The organism is Pseudomonas monteilii, assembly GCA_001534745.1.
GTDB lineage: Bacteria > Pseudomonadota > Gammaproteobacteria > Pseudomonadales > Pseudomonadaceae > Aquipseudomonas > Aquipseudomonas alabamensis.
On record CP013997.1, the window covers coordinates 4,657,258 to 4,670,831 of the forward strand.

The 13,574-nt window shown below is 65.1% G+C and carries 18 protein-coding genes; 9 read left to right on the forward strand and 9 right to left on the reverse strand.

Annotated features, from left to right (window positions below; all coding sequences use genetic code 11):
• Positions 1-2 precede the first annotated feature (2 nt).
• Together APT63_19830 and APT63_19835 are read left to right on the forward strand one after the other, a co-directional pair.
• Positions 3-416 (forward strand): hypothetical protein, encoded by a 414-nt coding sequence (locus APT63_19830; GenBank protein AMA47694.1) that lies wholly within the window; start codon positions 3-5, stop codon positions 414-416.
• A gap of 54 nt (positions 417-470) precedes the next feature.
• Positions 471-884 (forward strand): hypothetical protein, encoded by a 414-nt coding sequence (locus APT63_19835; GenBank protein AMA47695.1) that lies wholly within the window; start codon positions 471-473, stop codon positions 882-884.
• Positions 885-897: 13 nt separating this feature from the next.
• Here APT63_19835 and APT63_19840 read toward each other — a convergent pair whose 3' ends face one another.
• On the reverse strand, positions 898-1,131 hold the full coding sequence (locus APT63_19840; protein ID AMA47696.1) for a hypothetical protein: 234 nt from the start codon (positions 1,129-1,131) through the stop codon (positions 898-900).
• 70 nt (positions 1,132-1,201) lie between these two features.
• Positions 1,202-1,627 (reverse strand): osmotically inducible protein OsmC, encoded by a 426-nt coding sequence (locus APT63_19845; protein ID AMA47697.1) that lies wholly within the window; start codon positions 1,625-1,627, stop codon positions 1,202-1,204.
• 152 nt (positions 1,628-1,779) lie between these two features.
• Here APT63_19845 and APT63_19850 point away from each other — a divergent pair, with 152 nt between their 5' ends.
• Complete coding sequence (locus APT63_19850; protein ID AMA47953.1) at positions 1,780-2,784, forward strand: hypothetical protein; 1,005 nt, start codon at positions 1,780-1,782, stop codon at positions 2,782-2,784.
• Positions 2,785-2,974: 190 nt separating this feature from the next.
• On the opposite strand, the gene APT63_19855 is transcribed toward APT63_19850, so the two are convergent.
• Together APT63_19855 and APT63_19860 are read right to left on the reverse strand one after the other, a co-directional pair.
• Positions 2,975-3,199: a hypothetical protein gene (locus tag APT63_19855; protein AMA47698.1), complete on the reverse strand. Its 225-nt coding sequence runs from the start codon at positions 3,197-3,199 to the stop codon at positions 2,975-2,977.
• Positions 3,200-3,291: 92 nt separating this feature from the next.
• Positions 3,292-3,507: a dodecin flavoprotein gene (locus tag APT63_19860; GenBank protein ID AMA47699.1), complete on the reverse strand. Its 216-nt coding sequence runs from the start codon at positions 3,505-3,507 to the stop codon at positions 3,292-3,294.
• Between the two features lie 152 nt (positions 3,508-3,659).
• Between APT63_19860 and APT63_19865 the strand changes: the two genes are divergently transcribed.
• Positions 3,660-3,983 carry a hypothetical protein gene (locus APT63_19865; protein ID AMA47700.1) on the forward strand — a complete coding sequence of 108 codons (324 nt, stop codon included), beginning with the start codon at positions 3,660-3,662 and terminating at the stop codon, positions 3,981-3,983.
• On the opposite strand, the gene APT63_19870 is transcribed toward APT63_19865, so the two are convergent.
• The gene (locus APT63_19870; protein AMA47701.1) at positions 3,980-4,876 is read right to left on the reverse strand and encodes a LysR family transcriptional regulator; all 897 of its coding nucleotides are present in this window, start codon (positions 4,874-4,876) and stop codon (positions 3,980-3,982) included. The genes APT63_19865 and APT63_19870 overlap by 4 nt on opposite strands.
• Before the next feature lie 106 nt (positions 4,877-4,982).
• Here APT63_19870 and APT63_19875 point away from each other — a divergent pair, with 106 nt between their 5' ends.
• The 3 genes from APT63_19875 to APT63_19885 all read left to right on the forward strand — a co-directional run bounded on the left by APT63_19875 (position 4,983) and on the right by APT63_19885 (position 7,542).
• On the forward strand, positions 4,983-6,200 hold the full coding sequence (locus APT63_19875; protein AMA47702.1) for a tryptophan synthase subunit beta: 1,218 nt from the start codon (positions 4,983-4,985) through the stop codon (positions 6,198-6,200).
• A complete protein-coding gene (gene trpA, locus APT63_19880) occupies positions 6,197-7,009 on the forward strand; it encodes a tryptophan synthase subunit alpha (protein ID AMA47703.1) in 813 nt (270 codons plus the stop codon). The genes APT63_19875 and trpA overlap by 4 nt, the downstream gene beginning before the upstream one ends.
• A gap of 155 nt (positions 7,010-7,164) precedes the next feature.
• Entirely contained in the window at positions 7,165-7,542 is a 378-nt protein-coding gene (locus APT63_19885; protein ID AMA47704.1) for a hypothetical protein, read from the forward strand.
• Between the two features lie 57 nt (positions 7,543-7,599).
• Here the strand turns inward: APT63_19885 and APT63_19890 are convergent, their stop codons facing one another.
• Positions 7,600-7,932, reverse strand: a complete 333-nt coding sequence (locus APT63_19890; protein ID AMA47705.1) for a 4,5-dioxygenase — start codon at positions 7,930-7,932, stop codon at positions 7,600-7,602.
• Between the two features lie 549 nt (positions 7,933-8,481).
• Between APT63_19890 and APT63_19895 the strand changes: the two genes are divergently transcribed.
• On the forward strand, positions 8,482-10,053 hold the full coding sequence (locus APT63_19895) for a SulP family inorganic anion transporter (GenBank protein AMA47706.1): 1,572 nt from the start codon (positions 8,482-8,484) through the stop codon (positions 10,051-10,053).
• Between the two features lie 9 nt (positions 10,054-10,062).
• Here the strand turns inward: APT63_19895 and aroE are convergent, their stop codons facing one another.
• Positions 10,063-10,887, reverse strand: coding sequence for a shikimate dehydrogenase (aroE, locus tag APT63_19900; protein ID AMA47707.1), 825 nt, complete (start codon positions 10,885-10,887; stop codon positions 10,063-10,065).
• 26 nt (positions 10,888-10,913) lie between these two features.
• Complete coding sequence (locus APT63_19905) at positions 10,914-11,825, reverse strand: coproporphyrinogen III oxidase (GenBank protein ID AMA47708.1); 912 nt, start codon at positions 11,823-11,825, stop codon at positions 10,914-10,916.
• A gap of 133 nt (positions 11,826-11,958) precedes the next feature.
• Here APT63_19905 and APT63_19910 point away from each other — a divergent pair, with 133 nt between their 5' ends.
• On the forward strand, positions 11,959-12,942 hold the full coding sequence (locus APT63_19910; GenBank protein AMA47709.1) for a quinone oxidoreductase: 984 nt from the start codon (positions 11,959-11,961) through the stop codon (positions 12,940-12,942).
• 65 nt (positions 12,943-13,007) lie between these two features.
• On the opposite strand, the gene APT63_19915 is transcribed toward APT63_19910, so the two are convergent.
• Entirely contained in the window at positions 13,008-13,565 is a 558-nt protein-coding gene (locus APT63_19915; GenBank protein AMA47710.1) for a tRNA threonylcarbamoyladenosine biosynthesis protein RimN, read from the reverse strand.
• Positions 13,566-13,574 lie beyond the last annotated feature (9 nt).

A 13,574-nucleotide genomic window follows, 5' to 3' on the forward strand; every position in this document is an offset into this window, starting at 1 on the left:
CAATGCGTACAAGGTTCACCATCGCAGCCCTCGCGCTGCTTGCTGGCTGCTCCACCTTGCCCGAGCCAGATCCGGGCCAGGCGTGGGTGGACCTGGCCCCTGAACAGAACACCGCGCTGCACGCGCTGGAAGTGGACGATCACGCCTGGGACGACAAGCGCTACTTCGAAGTCCCGCCGGGCCAGCACGAACTCACCGTGCGCTATCAGTTTCCCGTGGCACCGAGCAACATCGGTCCGGATGCGGAGTCGCTCTGGCGCGATTGTCAGCTCAATGTCACCTTCAAGGGCTTCGATGCCGGTCAGCGCTATCGCCTGCAGGCCGGCAGCATCGGTTTCCGCCCGTGGGTCAAGCTGTACGACCAGCAGCAGAACCTGCTGGGTCAGGGGGCACCTGCCGGTTGTCAGCGCAGTTGATCGCGCAGCGCGCTATGCTGTGACCTACCCGGAACAGCCAGCAGGATGAAGACCATGCGCCCGTACACGATGCTTGCCGCCCTTGGCGTATTGGGCGGATGCGCCAGCCCCTTGCCGCCCAAGGATCCCGGCCAGGCCTGGGTCGAGCTGCGCACGCTCGTCCCCGGCAAGCTAGTAATGGCCGACCGGCTGGATGGCCAGCGCCTGGAAGATGGGCGTTACTTTCAGGTCACGCCCGGACGCCACGAGCTGGTGGTGCGCTTCGACTACGAAGTCTATTCCGGTGGATTCTCCACCGACCCCACCGACCGGACCTGCTACCTCACGCTGCGCTACGGCGCCTTCGAGGCAGGCCGTCGCTATCGACTCGAGGCGCGTGCGCCGGCCATGCAGCCGACTGCGTTGCTCTATGACGAACAGCGGCGGGTGCTGGTGGATGAACCAAGCAACGTGTTCTGCATCCCATGAGGGTGCAGACGGGTCAGTTGTCGTTGCGCTGGTAGATAACTTTCTTGGTACCGTTCTCGCAGCTGCCCACCACCATGTTGGGGTCACTGACCTCGCTGTTGGGCACGACTTCCAGGGTGTAGGACGTCACACCGCTGGCCTGGATCTTGGCCTCGATCTCGGCCTTGAGTTCGTCACAGGGCTTGGGGGCTGCCAGGGCAGCTGTCGCCAGCAGGGACGTGGCGACAACCAGAAGGGGACGGATCATGGAGCGGTTCCTCGACAATGGCCCGATGGCCGGTGGATGAATCAAGAATACACCGCTCCTGACCTGGGGATCACTGCTGCAGCGTCGCGTCCAGGCTGATCGTGGCGTTCAGGACCTTGGAGACTGGGCAGCCTTCCTTGGCCTTGTTGGCCAGTTCCTGGAATTTCTGCTCGTCGACACCTGGCACCTTGGCCTGGAGCACCAGGTGCACGGCGGTAATGGCAAAGCCATCCGACTGTTTTTCCAGCGTCACTTCAGCCTTGGTGTCGATGCTGTCGGGCGTGAAGCCGGCTTCGCCGAGAATCATCGAGAAGGCCATCGAGAAGCAGCCGGCATGGGCGGCACCGATCAGCTCTTCCGGGTTGGTGCCTGGCGTGTCTTCGAAACGGGTGTTGAAGCCGTAGGCGTTGTCTTTGAGCGCACCACTTTGCGTGGAGATGTATCCCTTGCCATCCTTCAGACCGCCTTGCCAGTGTGCCGATGCTGTCTTTTTCATGATGCCCTCCAGGACATTGAGGTTGGGTACGTAAGGTTTGAGAAAACACACCCCCAGGCAAGTTCCAACCGATCGACGGGCCATTGATTCTCATCGATCCGCCCATACAGAGAGAGGAAGGCCCGATGGCCACCCCTTTTCTGGAGACCCTCATGACGCACGTGCGCGACCTCAAGTTTTCCGTGCTGGACCTGGTGCCGGTACGTGCCGACCAGGGCACGGCCCAAGCGCTGCACAACTCGCTCGACTTGGCCAGGCACGCCGAGCGACTGGGCTACAACCGCTTCTGGATCGCCGAGCACCACAACATGGATGGCATCGCCAGTTCGGCCACCGCCGTGCTGCTGGGTCACCTGGCCGGCGGTACCTCGACCCTGCGCGTGGGGGCCGGCGGCATCATGCTGCCGAACCATGCGCCCCTGGTGATCGCCGAGCAGTTCGGCACCCTCGCCAGCCTCTACCCGGGTCGCATCGACCTGGGCCTGGGTCGAGCGCCGGGCTCCGACCAGCTGACGGCGCGTGCGCTGCGCCGCGAGCGCTCGGGGAGCGCCGACGATTTTCCCGACGACGTCGAGGAGCTGAGCCGCTACCTGGGGCCGCGCACGCCTGACCAGCGTGTGATCGCCGTACCGGGCTACGACACCGACGTGCCGATCTGGCTGCTGGGGTCGAGCCTGTTCAGCGCACAGCTGGCCGGGATGCGCGGGCTGCCCTATGCCTTCGCCTCGCACTTCGCACCGCGCTACATGCATGAGGCGATTCGCATCTACCGCGATCACTTCCAGCCGTCCACGGTGCTGGACAAGCCTTATGTGATGCTGGGCGTCCCCATGGTAGTGGCTGACACTGACGCACGCGCCGATTACCTGGCCACGTCGGTGTACCGCCGGATCTTGGCGTTGATCCGCGGCCAGAGCCTGATGCAGCAGCCGCCGGTCGACAGCATGGAAGGTCTGTGGCTGCCCCACGAGCGGGACGCGGTGTCGAGCTTCCTGGGCCTGGCGATGATCGGCAGCCCGCAGAAGGTTCGCGCCAAGGTCGAGGTGCTGTTGGAGCAGACGGGGGCCGACGAGCTGATCTTCACCTGCGATCTGTACGAGCACGAGGACCGATTGCAGTCCTACGCGCTGTTGGCCGAAGCCTTGCAGGCGGCGTGAGGATGAATGGGGCCAGGGAAGGCCGTCATCCCGTACCGAGGTGTGTGCGTGCCCCTCTGCGAATGAGTGGGCACTGGCAGGCAGGCTGACCATGGCGACACGCTGTCAGCCCCTGTCTGATATGAGCCTCTGGTGCCCAGAGGCTCACAGGCATCGTGACGCCACGCAGGCCGTCCCGACAGGGCTTGGCTCAGCCTTCGCGACGGTAGACGATGTCCTTGGTGCCGCCTTCGCATGAGCCGACGACCTTCCCGCCACCGGTGCCCTTGTCCACCACTTCCAGCACATAGTTGCTGACGTTCTTGGCATCGAGCTTGGCCTCGATTTCCTGTTGCAGCTCGGCGCAGGGCTTGCCAGCCGCCAATGCGGTGCCTGCCACGGCCATGAGCCCTACCGCCATCACCAGTTTTTTCATCGACCCTGTTCCTCTTGGCTATCACTGCGAACCAGGGCATCGACGATGCCCTGACACTCAAAACGCTGGGTACACCGGCACGGCGGCCAGGGTCAGCTGGCGATGATGCGGAAGCCGACCTTGAGCGATACCTGGAAATGCCCGACCTTGCCGTCCTGGATGTGACCACGGGTTTCGGTCACTTCGAACCATTCCATGTTCTCGATGGATTTGCCGGCTTCGTCCAGGGCGTGATGGATGGCGTCTTCGATGCTGGTGGTGGACGAGCCGACCAGTTCAACGAGCTTGTAGGTGTGATGGTCCGACATGAGCGTTCTCCTTGGGTAACGTCAGCGATGGTCCGGCACCCGGACCTTGTCTAGCTGCGAGCCTTGACCAAGGCAGAAAGTTCGATCGCACTTTCCCCTACCCATGCAGTCGCATTCCTGTACAGCTCATCCCACTGCGAAGGAGATACACCATGGCCAATCACTCGTTGCGCAAGAACTCGCTGGAAAGCATGGAAGCGGAAATCGAAAGCCTGCTCAAATCCCTGGAAGGCCTCAAGAACGATGCCTCCGATGAGTCCACCAAGAGCCTCAAGGCCATTCGCGAAAACGCCGAGAAAGCCCTGAAGCACTCGCGCAGCCTGCTGGGCGATGCCTACACCGAAGTCAAGGCGCGCACCCGCCAGACCGGCATCGCGACCCGTGACTACGCTCAGGAAAACCCATGGACCACCGCCGGCGTTGCCGTAGGCGCCATCGGCCTGATCGCTGCCCTGATGCTGTGCAAGCGCGGTTAATCGACCCGTCGCTCCAGCTCGGCGCGTAGCCACTGCGCCAGGCGTTCGGCGCGCCGGTCATTGGCGCGCCGAGGCACCCACAGCGATAAGACCGCCGTGGTCGGTGTGAACCCCCACGGCGCGACCAACCTGCCCGAGCGCAGGTCGTCCGCCACCAATGGCTCAGGGGCGATCGCCACACCCAGCCCTGCCAGGGCCGCTTCCAGCAGATAATACAAATGTTCGAAATCCTGACCGAACGTCAATCGGGCCGGGTCGAGGTGCTGTTGCCGTGCCCAGCTCGGCCAGGCCTGCGGCCGAGAGCGGGTCTGTAGCAGACGCTCTTCGAGCAGCCGCTCGGGCGGGGCCTGATGCAGAAGCTCGCTACCCTTCACGTAAGGGCTCATGACAGGGCCGATACGCTCCTGCGCCAGCACGTGCACCTGCATGTCCGCCGGCCAAGGTGGTTCGGCGAATACCAGCCAGGCATCCAGGCCCGTTCGCCGGGGATCGGCGTCGCCATCGCCTGCGGACAAATGCAGGCGCAGGTCAGGCAGTTCTGCCTCCAGGCGCCCCAGGCGTGGGATGAACCAGCGTGCCAGCAGGCTGCCCGAGCAACCCAGCACGAAGGGCGCCTGGTCCTGAGCCTGCCCCAGTTCGGCACAGACCTGGCGCAGACGGTCGAACGCTTCGCTGCTGGCATCGAGCAGACGCTCACCGGCATCCGTGAGCTTGAGGCCACGGCCTTCCTTGCGAAACAGCGCGACACCCAGGTGCTCTTCCAGCAGCTTGATCTGCCGGCTCACCGCGCCATGGGTGACGTGCAGGGATTGCGCCGCCTGGCTGACGCTGTTGAGCCGTGCGGCGGCCTCGAAAGCCTTGAGCGCATTGAGCGGAGGAAGATCCTGGGCCATGGTCGTGTGAGTTTTCCTGACAAGTCATCACGATCTTATCGGTTTTCACGCGGTCCTGCGCTGGTTACAGTAGCTGTCATTGCCCTTGTTCATGCTGGAGAACGTCATGACCCAGACCCATTACCGCGCCGGCCCCGATGCGAACGGCCTGTTCGGCTCGTTCGGCGGCCGTTATGTCGCCGAAACCCTGATGCCCCTGGTACTGGACCTGGCACGCGAGTACGAGGCGGCCAAGGCCGATCCGGCGTTTCTCGAGGAGCTGGCCTACTTCCAGCGTGACTACATCGGCCGTCCCAATCCGCTGTACTTCGCCGAGCGCCTGACCGAGCATTGCGGCGGCGCCAAGATCTACTTCAAGCGCGAAGAGCTCAACCACACCGGCGCGCACAAGGTGAACAACTGCATCGGCCAGGTGCTGCTGGCCAAGCGCATGGGCAAGAAGCGTCTGATCGCCGAGACCGGCGCGGGCATGCACGGCGTGGCCACCGCCACCGTCGCGGCACGCTTCGGCCTGCCCTGTGTGATCTACATGGGCGCCACCGACATCGAGCGCCAACAGGCCAACGTCTTTCGCATGAAGCTGCTGGGTGCCGAGATCGTACCGGTCACTGCCGGCACCGGCACGCTCAAGGATGCGATGAACGAGGCCCTGCGCGACTGGGTCACCAACGTCGACGACACCTTCTACCTCATCGGCACCGTGGCCGGCCCACACCCTTACCCGGCCATGGTCCGCGACTTCCAGTCGATCATCGGCAAGGAAACCCGCGCCCAGTTGCAGGAGAAGGAAGGGCGCCTGCCCGACAGCCTGATCGCCTGCGTGGGCGGCGGCTCCAATGCCATGGGCCTGTTCCACGAATTCCTCGACGACCCGAGCGTGCGCATCATCGGCGTGGAAGCCGGTGGCCACGGCGTGACCACCGACAAGCATGCCGCCAGCCTTAACGGCGGCGTACCCGGCGTGCTGCACGGCAACCGCACCTACCTGCTGCAGGACGACGACGGGCAGATCACCGATGCCCACTCGATCTCGGCCGGTCTGGACTACCCCGGTATCGGCCCCGAGCATGCCCACCTGCACGAAGTGAAGCGCGTCGAGTACGTCAGCATCACCGACGACGAAGCCCTGCAGGCCTTCCACACCTGCTGCCGGCTCGAGGGCATCATCCCTGCCCTGGAGAGTGCCCACGCCGTGGCCGAAGCCCTGCGTATCGCCCCCTCGCTGCCCAAGGATTACCTGATGGTCATCTGCCTGTCCGGGCGTGGCGACAAAGACATGCACACCGTGATGAACCACATGGCCGCCCAGGAGACCGTGGCATGAGCCGCCTCGAACACCGTTTTGCCGAACTGAAAGCCGAGGGCCGCGCGGCGCTGGTCACCTTCATCACTGCAGGCGACCCGGGCTACGACGCCTCCCTGGCGATCCTCAAGGGCCTGCCGAAAGCAGGCGCGGACGTGATCGAGCTGGGCATGCCCTTCACCGACCCGATGGCCGATGGCGTGGCCATCCAGCTGGCGACCCTGCGTGCCCTGGAAGCCGGCCAGACCCTGGCCAAGACGTTGCAGATGGTGCGTGACTTCCGTCTCGATGATCAGACCACGCCGATCGTGCTGATGGGCTATTACAACCCGATCCATCGTTTTGGCGTGGAGCGCTTCATCGGTGAGGCGCGAGAAGCGGGTGTCGATGGGCTGATCATCGTCGACCTGCCGCCCGAGCACGATGCCGAGCTGGCCGACCCGGCCCACGATGCAGGGATCGACTTCATCCGCCTGACCACGCCGACCACCGACGACGCCCGCTTGCCACGGGTGCTGGCGCGCAGCTCGGGGTTCGTTTATTACGTGTCGGTCGCGGGCGTGACCGGTGCCGGCTCGGCCACCACCGACCAGGTCACCCAGGCCATCGGGCGTCTGCGCCGGCATACCGACCTGCCGATCAGCGTCGGCTTCGGCATTCGCACGGCTGAACAGGCGGCCGCCATCGCGCGGCTGGCAGACGGGGTCGTCGTCGGGTCGGCGTTGATCGACAAGGTTGCGCAGGCACCGTCCGCGGAGCAGGCCGTCAAGGACGTGCTGGCGCTTTGTGCCGATCTGTCGCAGGGTGTGAGACAGGCACGAGCGCGCTGATGAGCGCGACGCCCGGGCGCTCGCAACGAGCGTCCGGGCGTGCTCGATACCTGATGAAACACATGGCGTGAGCTGCAAAACCGTTATTTTTGCCAGTTCTTCAACGACCGCTTCGACTGCATGCTAGCGCTTCAGCCTCTCTGGAGACTCGCGACATGCGCTCATCATGCCTTGCTACGTATTCGCTCGTGCTCATGTTCATCGGGCAAGCCAATGCCTCGCCTGAACACGCCTCGCTCATGACATGCCCCGAACCGTCTCAGATCGTCAGCGAACAGGGTGGGCAGCTCTATACGGCCCCCGGCGGCTGGAAAGGCGACGCCAATAGCACGTCGATCGATCTTGCGCATTTGCGCTTCGTCTCCAGCCACATCACGCCGGCAAGCGTGCTCTGTCGTTATGAGGATGATAGAAAGCATAAGGCTCATATCGATCACCTGAGCCTATCGATGGAAGGCGCGAGGTTGGCCGTGGGCTCCAACTGGATGAATGCCACCTGTGAATCCAAGATCGAAGAATGCTTCTTCAAGTGAGGCGTCTGGATAGGGTGATTTACGAAGGCCTGCTGACTGCAGGCCGACAGACGTCGCTTACGCGCCGAACAATGCCAGATTCAATGGCCTGACTGCTCCCATCCAGATGGCATGGTCACGGTGATCGGCCAATTCATCGCCGGTCAATGGGTGCAGGAACACCACCAACCCCTTGCGGTTGAGCGCCAGCCAGGGCAACACCACGCCGATGAACTCCGGTTCGAACGCCAACTGGCAGCTCCAGTCAGGATGCGGACCGACCGGCCGCTGGTGAAACCGGCCCAGCGTGATGGGAAACAGACTGGCCGCCTCCTGGCACAGGGCACGAGCCTGGCCGAGGGTCTGGGCGTCGAAGTAGACGTGGGCATGGTAGCCCTGGATTCTTTGCACGAAGGCTCCTGGCGTGGGATGGACGTATCACGACTATACGTGGGTCGAGTACACAGAGGGGAGTGTGCCCAGCGCCGCGCCGGTGTCCCTCTCAAGCAGACATCAGCACGTCGCCCGTGCAGGCTGTATGGGAGCAGCTGTCCTTTTTCTACTGGGTAACATGCCCGGCCGCATGGGCTGATGTGTGAGCTTACCTGCGACGCAGGCGGCGCCTGACAAGGCCCTATCGCTGGCACGCCAGCTCCCACCCAGACCTCTGCAGCTGTCGGTGTAGGCATGGCTGCGCAAGCAGCTTGTGGGAGCGGGCTTGCCTGCGATAGCGATGGTAAATCCGGCACATGGCCAACAGGATGAATGCTGTCCTGTCAGCCTCAAGGCGAATGAACGGGTTCCATCGCCGGCAAGCCCGCTTCCACAAAAGGCTGCGTCGGTCTGCCGGACTCGCAAGGCCGTTCAATGCGATGAGGACTGCACCCTGCAAAATAAACTTGCCCTGTACGGCCCGATTCACCACCCTCGCGCTATCCCCCGTCAGGACGCCTTCCCGCCATGCGCCGCCTTCACCGCTTGTTGCCCTTCATGGCCTGGCTGCCGCACCTGACCTGGCGCGACCTGCGCCAGGACGTGCTGGTCGGCCTCAGCGGCGCCATCCTGGCGCTGCCACAGTCCATCGCCTACGCCTTGATCGCCGGGCTGCCCGCGGAGTACGGGTTGTACGCGGCCATGGTCCCGGTGGTGATCGCTTGCCTCTGGGGCTCCTCCTGGCACTTGATCAGCGGTCCCACGGCTGCCGTTTCGATCGTGCTCTACGCCAGCATCAGCCCCCTGGCCGTCCCGGGCAGCGCTGACTACGTGACCCTGGTGCTGCTGTTGACCTTCGTGGCCGGTCTGTTCCAGCTCATCCTCGGCCTGCTGCGATTCGGTACCTTGGTGGATTTCGTCTCGCACGCGGTGGTGCTTGGCTTCAGCCTGGGCGCGGCAGTGGTCATCGCCCTGGGCCAGATCCCCAATCTGCTTGGCCTGGACGTGCCCAGTCAGGCCACGGCGCTGGGCACCGCGCAGGCCCTGCTGGCCCATGCAGGCGAGGTACAGGTGTCGGCCATGGCGCTGGGGCTTTCGACGGTGCTGCTCGGCGCAGGCCTCAAGCGCTGGCGGCCTCGCTGGCCAGGGCTGTTGATCAGTCTGACGGTCGTCAGCCTGGTGGCCTGGTCGCTGCCGGGGCTGTTCGGGGAGGTGGCACGTGTCCCGGCTTTCATCGGCCAGTTGCCACCGCTGAGCCCGCTGCCGCTGCTGGATGCCGAGACGGTCCTGCGCCTGCTGCCCAGCGCGGTGGCCGTGGGCATGCTGGGGCTGGTCACTAGCCTGTCGATTGCCCGATCGCTCTCGGCACGCTCGGAGCAGCTGATCGATGCTGACCAGGAAATCCGCGGCCAGGGCCTGTCCAACCTGGTCGGTTCGCTGTGTTCCGGGTACCTGTCGTCCGGCTCTTTCACCCGCTCCGGCCTGAACCTGGAAGCCGGCGCCCGCTCGCCGCTGGCCGGGGTCTGCTCGGCCCTGTGGCTGGGCGTGTTCGCCTTGACCAGCGCCAGCCTGATCGCCTGGTTGCCGGTACCCGCCATGGCCGGCGGTATCCTGCTGATCTGCTGGGGGTTGATGGACCGACCGGCCATTGCCGCACTGTTCCGGGTCAGCCGCGCCGAGTTCCTGGTCATGGCCCTGACCGCCTGCGCCACCTTGCTGCTGGAATTGCAGACGGCCATCTACGCCGGCGTACTGGCCTCGCTGTTCTTCTACCTCAAGCGCACGTCCCGTCCCCGGGTGCAGCAGACACGTGAGCACGAGACCGATGTACTCAGAATCGGTGGCTCGATCTTCTTCGGGGCGGCCCACCACCTTCAGGTGCACCTGCAGCGCTGCCAGGGGCCGCACGTGATCGTCGATGCGCCGCAGATCAACTTCATCGACTATTCGGGCGTGGACATGCTGCACCGCGAGGCACGTCGGCTGACCCGCCGTGGCGGGAGCCTGACCCTGCGGCGCGCACGCGCACAGGTAATGGCGGACATCCAGAAGCTGGAAGGGGCAGAGCGCTGCCCGATCCGTTTCATCGACCCGGTGTGACCCTCGGCGTCAGCCCTGGGCCAATTGACGGCGCAGGTGCGCCAGTACCGGTGCCGTGTCCGGCCGCACGCCCCGCCAGCCTTCGAAGGCTTCCGCAGCCTGCTCGGCGAGCATGCCCAGCCCGTCCAGTACCTGGGCGGCGCCCAGGCGCGTGGCCCATTGGCAGAACGGCGTCGGTTCACGCCCGTACATCATGTCGTAGCACACCGTACGGCCCGGGGCGACCAGGCTGTCGGCCAAGGGGGGCAGCTCGCCGGCCAGGCTGGCGGAGGTGGCGTTGACGATCAGGTCCACCGGCTCGACGAAGGCCGTGAAGCCACTGCCGATCACCGGCCCCAGGTCGGCGAACTCGCGGGCCAGGTGCTCGGCCTTTTCCACGGTGCGATTGGCAATCAGCACGGCCTTCGGGCCCTGCGCCAACAGTGGTTCGAGGACACCACGCACGGCACCGCCCGCGCCCAGGATCAGGATGCGCTTGCCTGCCAGCGTGACCCCGGCATTGACCGTCAGGTCACGGACCAGCCCGGCGCCGTCGGTGTTGTCGCCTTGCAGCGTGCCGTCGTCGAGCTTGCTCAAGGTGTTCACGGCGCCTGCACGCTGCGCCCGCGCCGTCAGACGGTCACACAGGTGCAGGGCTTCTTCCTTGAACGGTACGGTGACGTTGGCCCCCTGGCCCTGCTTGAAGAAGCCCAGCGCGCACGCACTGAACCCGTCGATGGGCGCCAGCAGAGTGGTGTACGCCAGCGCCTGGCCAGTCTGCTCGGCGAACAGCCGATGAATGGCCGGCGACTTGCTGTGGCCGATCGGATTGCCGAAGACGACGTACTGGTCCATGCCTGCTCCTGAGTTATCCACAGCGCTCATTGCCCCAACCAGTCACGATCGGTCAGGAAGTAATCGGTCAGGCGAGCCTCTTCGCTGCCCGGTGCCGGTTTCCAGTCATAGCCCCAGCGTACCTGGGGGGGCAGCGACATGAGAATCGACTCGGTACGCCCGCCCGACTGCAGGCCGAACAGCGTGCCGCGGTCGTAGACCAGGTTGAACTCCACGTAGCGGCCCCGGCGGTATTCCTGGAATTCCCGTTGCTGGGCAGTGTAGGCCAAGTGCTTGCGACGCTGCACGATGGGCAGGTAGGCCTCCAGATAGGCGTCACCGATGGCACGCAGGAAGGCGAAACAGGTATCGAAGTCCCACGCGTTGAGGTCGTCGAAGAACAGCCCGCCGATGCCACGCGGCTCGCCCCGGTGCTTGAGGTGGAAATACCGGTCGCACCAGGCCTTGTAGCGTGGATAGACGTCGCTGCCGAAGGGCGCGCAGGCACGCTCGGCGACCCGGTGCCAGTGCACGCAGTCTTCTTCGTTGCCGTAGTAGGGCGTCAAGTCGAAGCCCCCACCGAACCACCAGACCGCTTCCTCGCCTTCCTTCTCGGCGATGAAGAAGCGCACGTTGGCGTGGGAGGTCGGCACATGGGGGTTGTAGGGGTGGATGACCAGCGAGACACCCAGGGCCTCGAAACCGCGTCCGGCCAGCTCCGGGCGGTGTGCGCTGGCCGAAGGCGGCAGGCCGGCCCCGAAGACGTGGGAGAAGTTCACACCCCCTTTCTCGATCAGCGCGCCTTCGCCGATGACCCGGGTCCGTCCTCCGCCACCGGCGTCGCGCACCCAGGCATCCTCGACGAAACGGGCGGTGCCGTCCTCGCGTTCCAGGGCAGAGCAGATACGGTCTTGCAGGTCGAGCAGGTAGGCCTTCACGGCCTCGGTACGGCTGGTCATCGGGTCACCCGGTGGCGGCAGGAAGGAAATCGCGCCTAGCATAGCATCGGCCGGCGGCACCTCGCAGTTGACGGCGGTCGAGCAAAGGCGCCAGATAGCAGGTCTTCCCTGATCACGACAACAGGAGTGCGAGATGGCCCGACGTATAGAGTTCAGCCAGCATGGCGGCCCGGAAGTCCTGCAACTGGTGAGCTTCGACCCCAAGGCGCCAGGCCCGAACCAGGTCCAGGTGCGCAACAAGGCCATCGGCCTGAACTTCATCGACACCTATTTCCGCAGTGGCCTGTATCCGCCGCCAGCGTTGCCGTCCGGCCTGGGCACCGAAGGGGCGGGCGTGGTCGAGGCGGTCGGCGAGGGCGTCACCCGATTCAAGGTGGGCGATCGCGTGGCCTATGCCGGAGGCCCGCTCGGCGCCTACAGTGACGTGCACACGCTGCCGGAAGGCAACCTGGTCAGCCTGCCCGAGGCGATCAGTTTCGAGCAGGCCGCAGCGGTCATGCTCAAGGGCCTGACCGTGCAGTACCTGTTCAAGCAGACCTATGCCGTGCAGCCCGACGACTACGTGCTGTTCCATGCCGCCGCCGGTGGCGTCGGATCGTTGGCCTGCCAATGGGCCAAGGCCCTGGGTGCCAGGCTGATCGGCACCGTCGGCTCGGCGGAAAAGGCCGAGCGCGCCAAGGCCCTGGGTGCCTGGGCGACCATCGACTACCGTCACGAAGACGTCGCCAAGCGCGTGCTGGAATTGACCGACGGCCAGAAGTGCCCGGTGGTCTACGATGGCGTCGGCGCCGACACCTGGCTGACGTCGCTGGATTGCCTGCAGCCCCGGGGCCTGATGGTCAGCTTTGGCAATGCCTCGGGGGCGGTGAGCGGCGTCAACCTGGGCATCCTGGCGCAGAAAGGCTCGCTGTACGTGACCCGTCCGACCCTGGCTACCTACACCAGCACCCCTGAACAGACCCAGGCCATGGCCGATGACCTGTTCGCGATGATCACCAGCGGCAAGCTGACGGTGGACGTGCAACAGCGCTATGCGCTGAGCGAGGCGGCCGAGGCGCAGAAGGCCCTGTCGGGACGCGAGACGGTCGGCTCCACGGTGTTGCTGCCCGAAGGATGAGTACTGCCCGCTGAGCTGCAGCGGTGGCTCGGGCACCGAGGGTGCCCGCCCACTCGCCCAGGAGCTCAGCCCGGTCGTCTGACCTCGCCACTGACCAGGTCACGGATCACGCTCGGGTTGCGGCGCCCGCCCAGGGCACCGCCTAGCACATGGTCCAGGTCGCCATGGAAGTACTGCTCCACACGCAGCCGTGTGCGGGCCGCCGGGCGCCCGGCCGGGTTGCATGAGGTGGAAATCAACGGACCGACCAGCGCGCACAGCTCGCGCACCTGTGGATGATCGCTGACGCGCAGCGCCACGGTATCGTGTTCCCCGGTCACCCATTCCGGCAGCAGGTCCTGGTGCGGCACCAGCCAGGTGTTGGGCCCTGGCCAGGTGCTGCTCATGCGGTCGATCCAGTCTTCAGGAAAGTCCTCGAACAGGAAGTCGAACTGCCGGATGGTGTCGGCCACCAGAATCAGCCCTTTATCCACAGGCCGCGACTTGAGCGCGAGCAAGCGGTACACCGCATCTTCGTTCCACGGATCGCAGCCCAGGCCCCAGACGGCTTCCGTCGGGTACGCGATCACCGCGCCTGCGCGCACCTCACGTGCGGCTTGCTGCACACGCCAACTGCTGACCATTGTCCTGCC

Excerpts from the sequence above, each read along its gene's own strand:
- APT63_19830 (AMA47694.1), top strand. The coding sequence starts at position 3 with ATGCGTACAAGGTTCACCATCGCAGCCCTCGCGCTGCTTGCTGGCTGC.
- APT63_19835 (AMA47695.1), top strand. The coding sequence starts at position 471 with ATGCGCCCGTACACGATGCTTGCCGCCCTTGGCGTATTGGGCGGATGC.
- APT63_19840 (AMA47696.1), bottom strand. The coding sequence starts at position 1,131 with ATGATCCGTCCCCTTCTGGTTGTCGCCACGTCCCTGCTGGCGACAGCT.
- APT63_19845 (AMA47697.1), bottom strand. The coding sequence starts at position 1,627 with ATGAAAAAGACAGCATCGGCACACTGGCAAGGCGGTCTGAAGGATGGC.
- APT63_19850 (AMA47953.1), top strand. The coding sequence starts at position 1,780 with ATGACGCACGTGCGCGACCTCAAGTTTTCCGTGCTGGACCTGGTGCCG.
- APT63_19855 (AMA47698.1), bottom strand. The coding sequence starts at position 3,199 with ATGAAAAAACTGGTGATGGCGGTAGGGCTCATGGCCGTGGCAGGCACC.
- APT63_19860 (AMA47699.1), bottom strand. The coding sequence starts at position 3,507 with ATGTCGGACCATCACACCTACAAGCTCGTTGAACTGGTCGGCTCGTCC.
- APT63_19865 (AMA47700.1), top strand. The coding sequence starts at position 3,660 with ATGGCCAATCACTCGTTGCGCAAGAACTCGCTGGAAAGCATGGAAGCG.
- APT63_19870 (AMA47701.1), bottom strand. The coding sequence starts at position 4,876 with ATGGCCCAGGATCTTCCTCCGCTCAATGCGCTCAAGGCTTTCGAGGCC.
- APT63_19875 (AMA47702.1), top strand. The coding sequence starts at position 4,983 with ATGACCCAGACCCATTACCGCGCCGGCCCCGATGCGAACGGCCTGTTC.
- trpA (AMA47703.1), top strand. The coding sequence starts at position 6,197 with ATGAGCCGCCTCGAACACCGTTTTGCCGAACTGAAAGCCGAGGGCCGC.
- APT63_19885 (AMA47704.1), top strand. The coding sequence starts at position 7,165 with ATGCGCTCATCATGCCTTGCTACGTATTCGCTCGTGCTCATGTTCATC.
- APT63_19895 (AMA47706.1), top strand. The coding sequence starts at position 8,482 with ATGCGCCGCCTTCACCGCTTGTTGCCCTTCATGGCCTGGCTGCCGCAC.
- aroE (AMA47707.1), bottom strand. The coding sequence starts at position 10,887 with ATGGACCAGTACGTCGTCTTCGGCAATCCGATCGGCCACAGCAAGTCG.
- APT63_19905 (AMA47708.1), bottom strand. The coding sequence starts at position 11,825 with ATGACCAGCCGTACCGAGGCCGTGAAGGCCTACCTGCTCGACCTGCAA.
- APT63_19910 (AMA47709.1), top strand. The coding sequence starts at position 11,959 with ATGGCCCGACGTATAGAGTTCAGCCAGCATGGCGGCCCGGAAGTCCTG.
- APT63_19915 (AMA47710.1), bottom strand. The coding sequence starts at position 13,565 with ATGGTCAGCAGTTGGCGTGTGCAGCAAGCCGCACGTGAGGTGCGCGCA.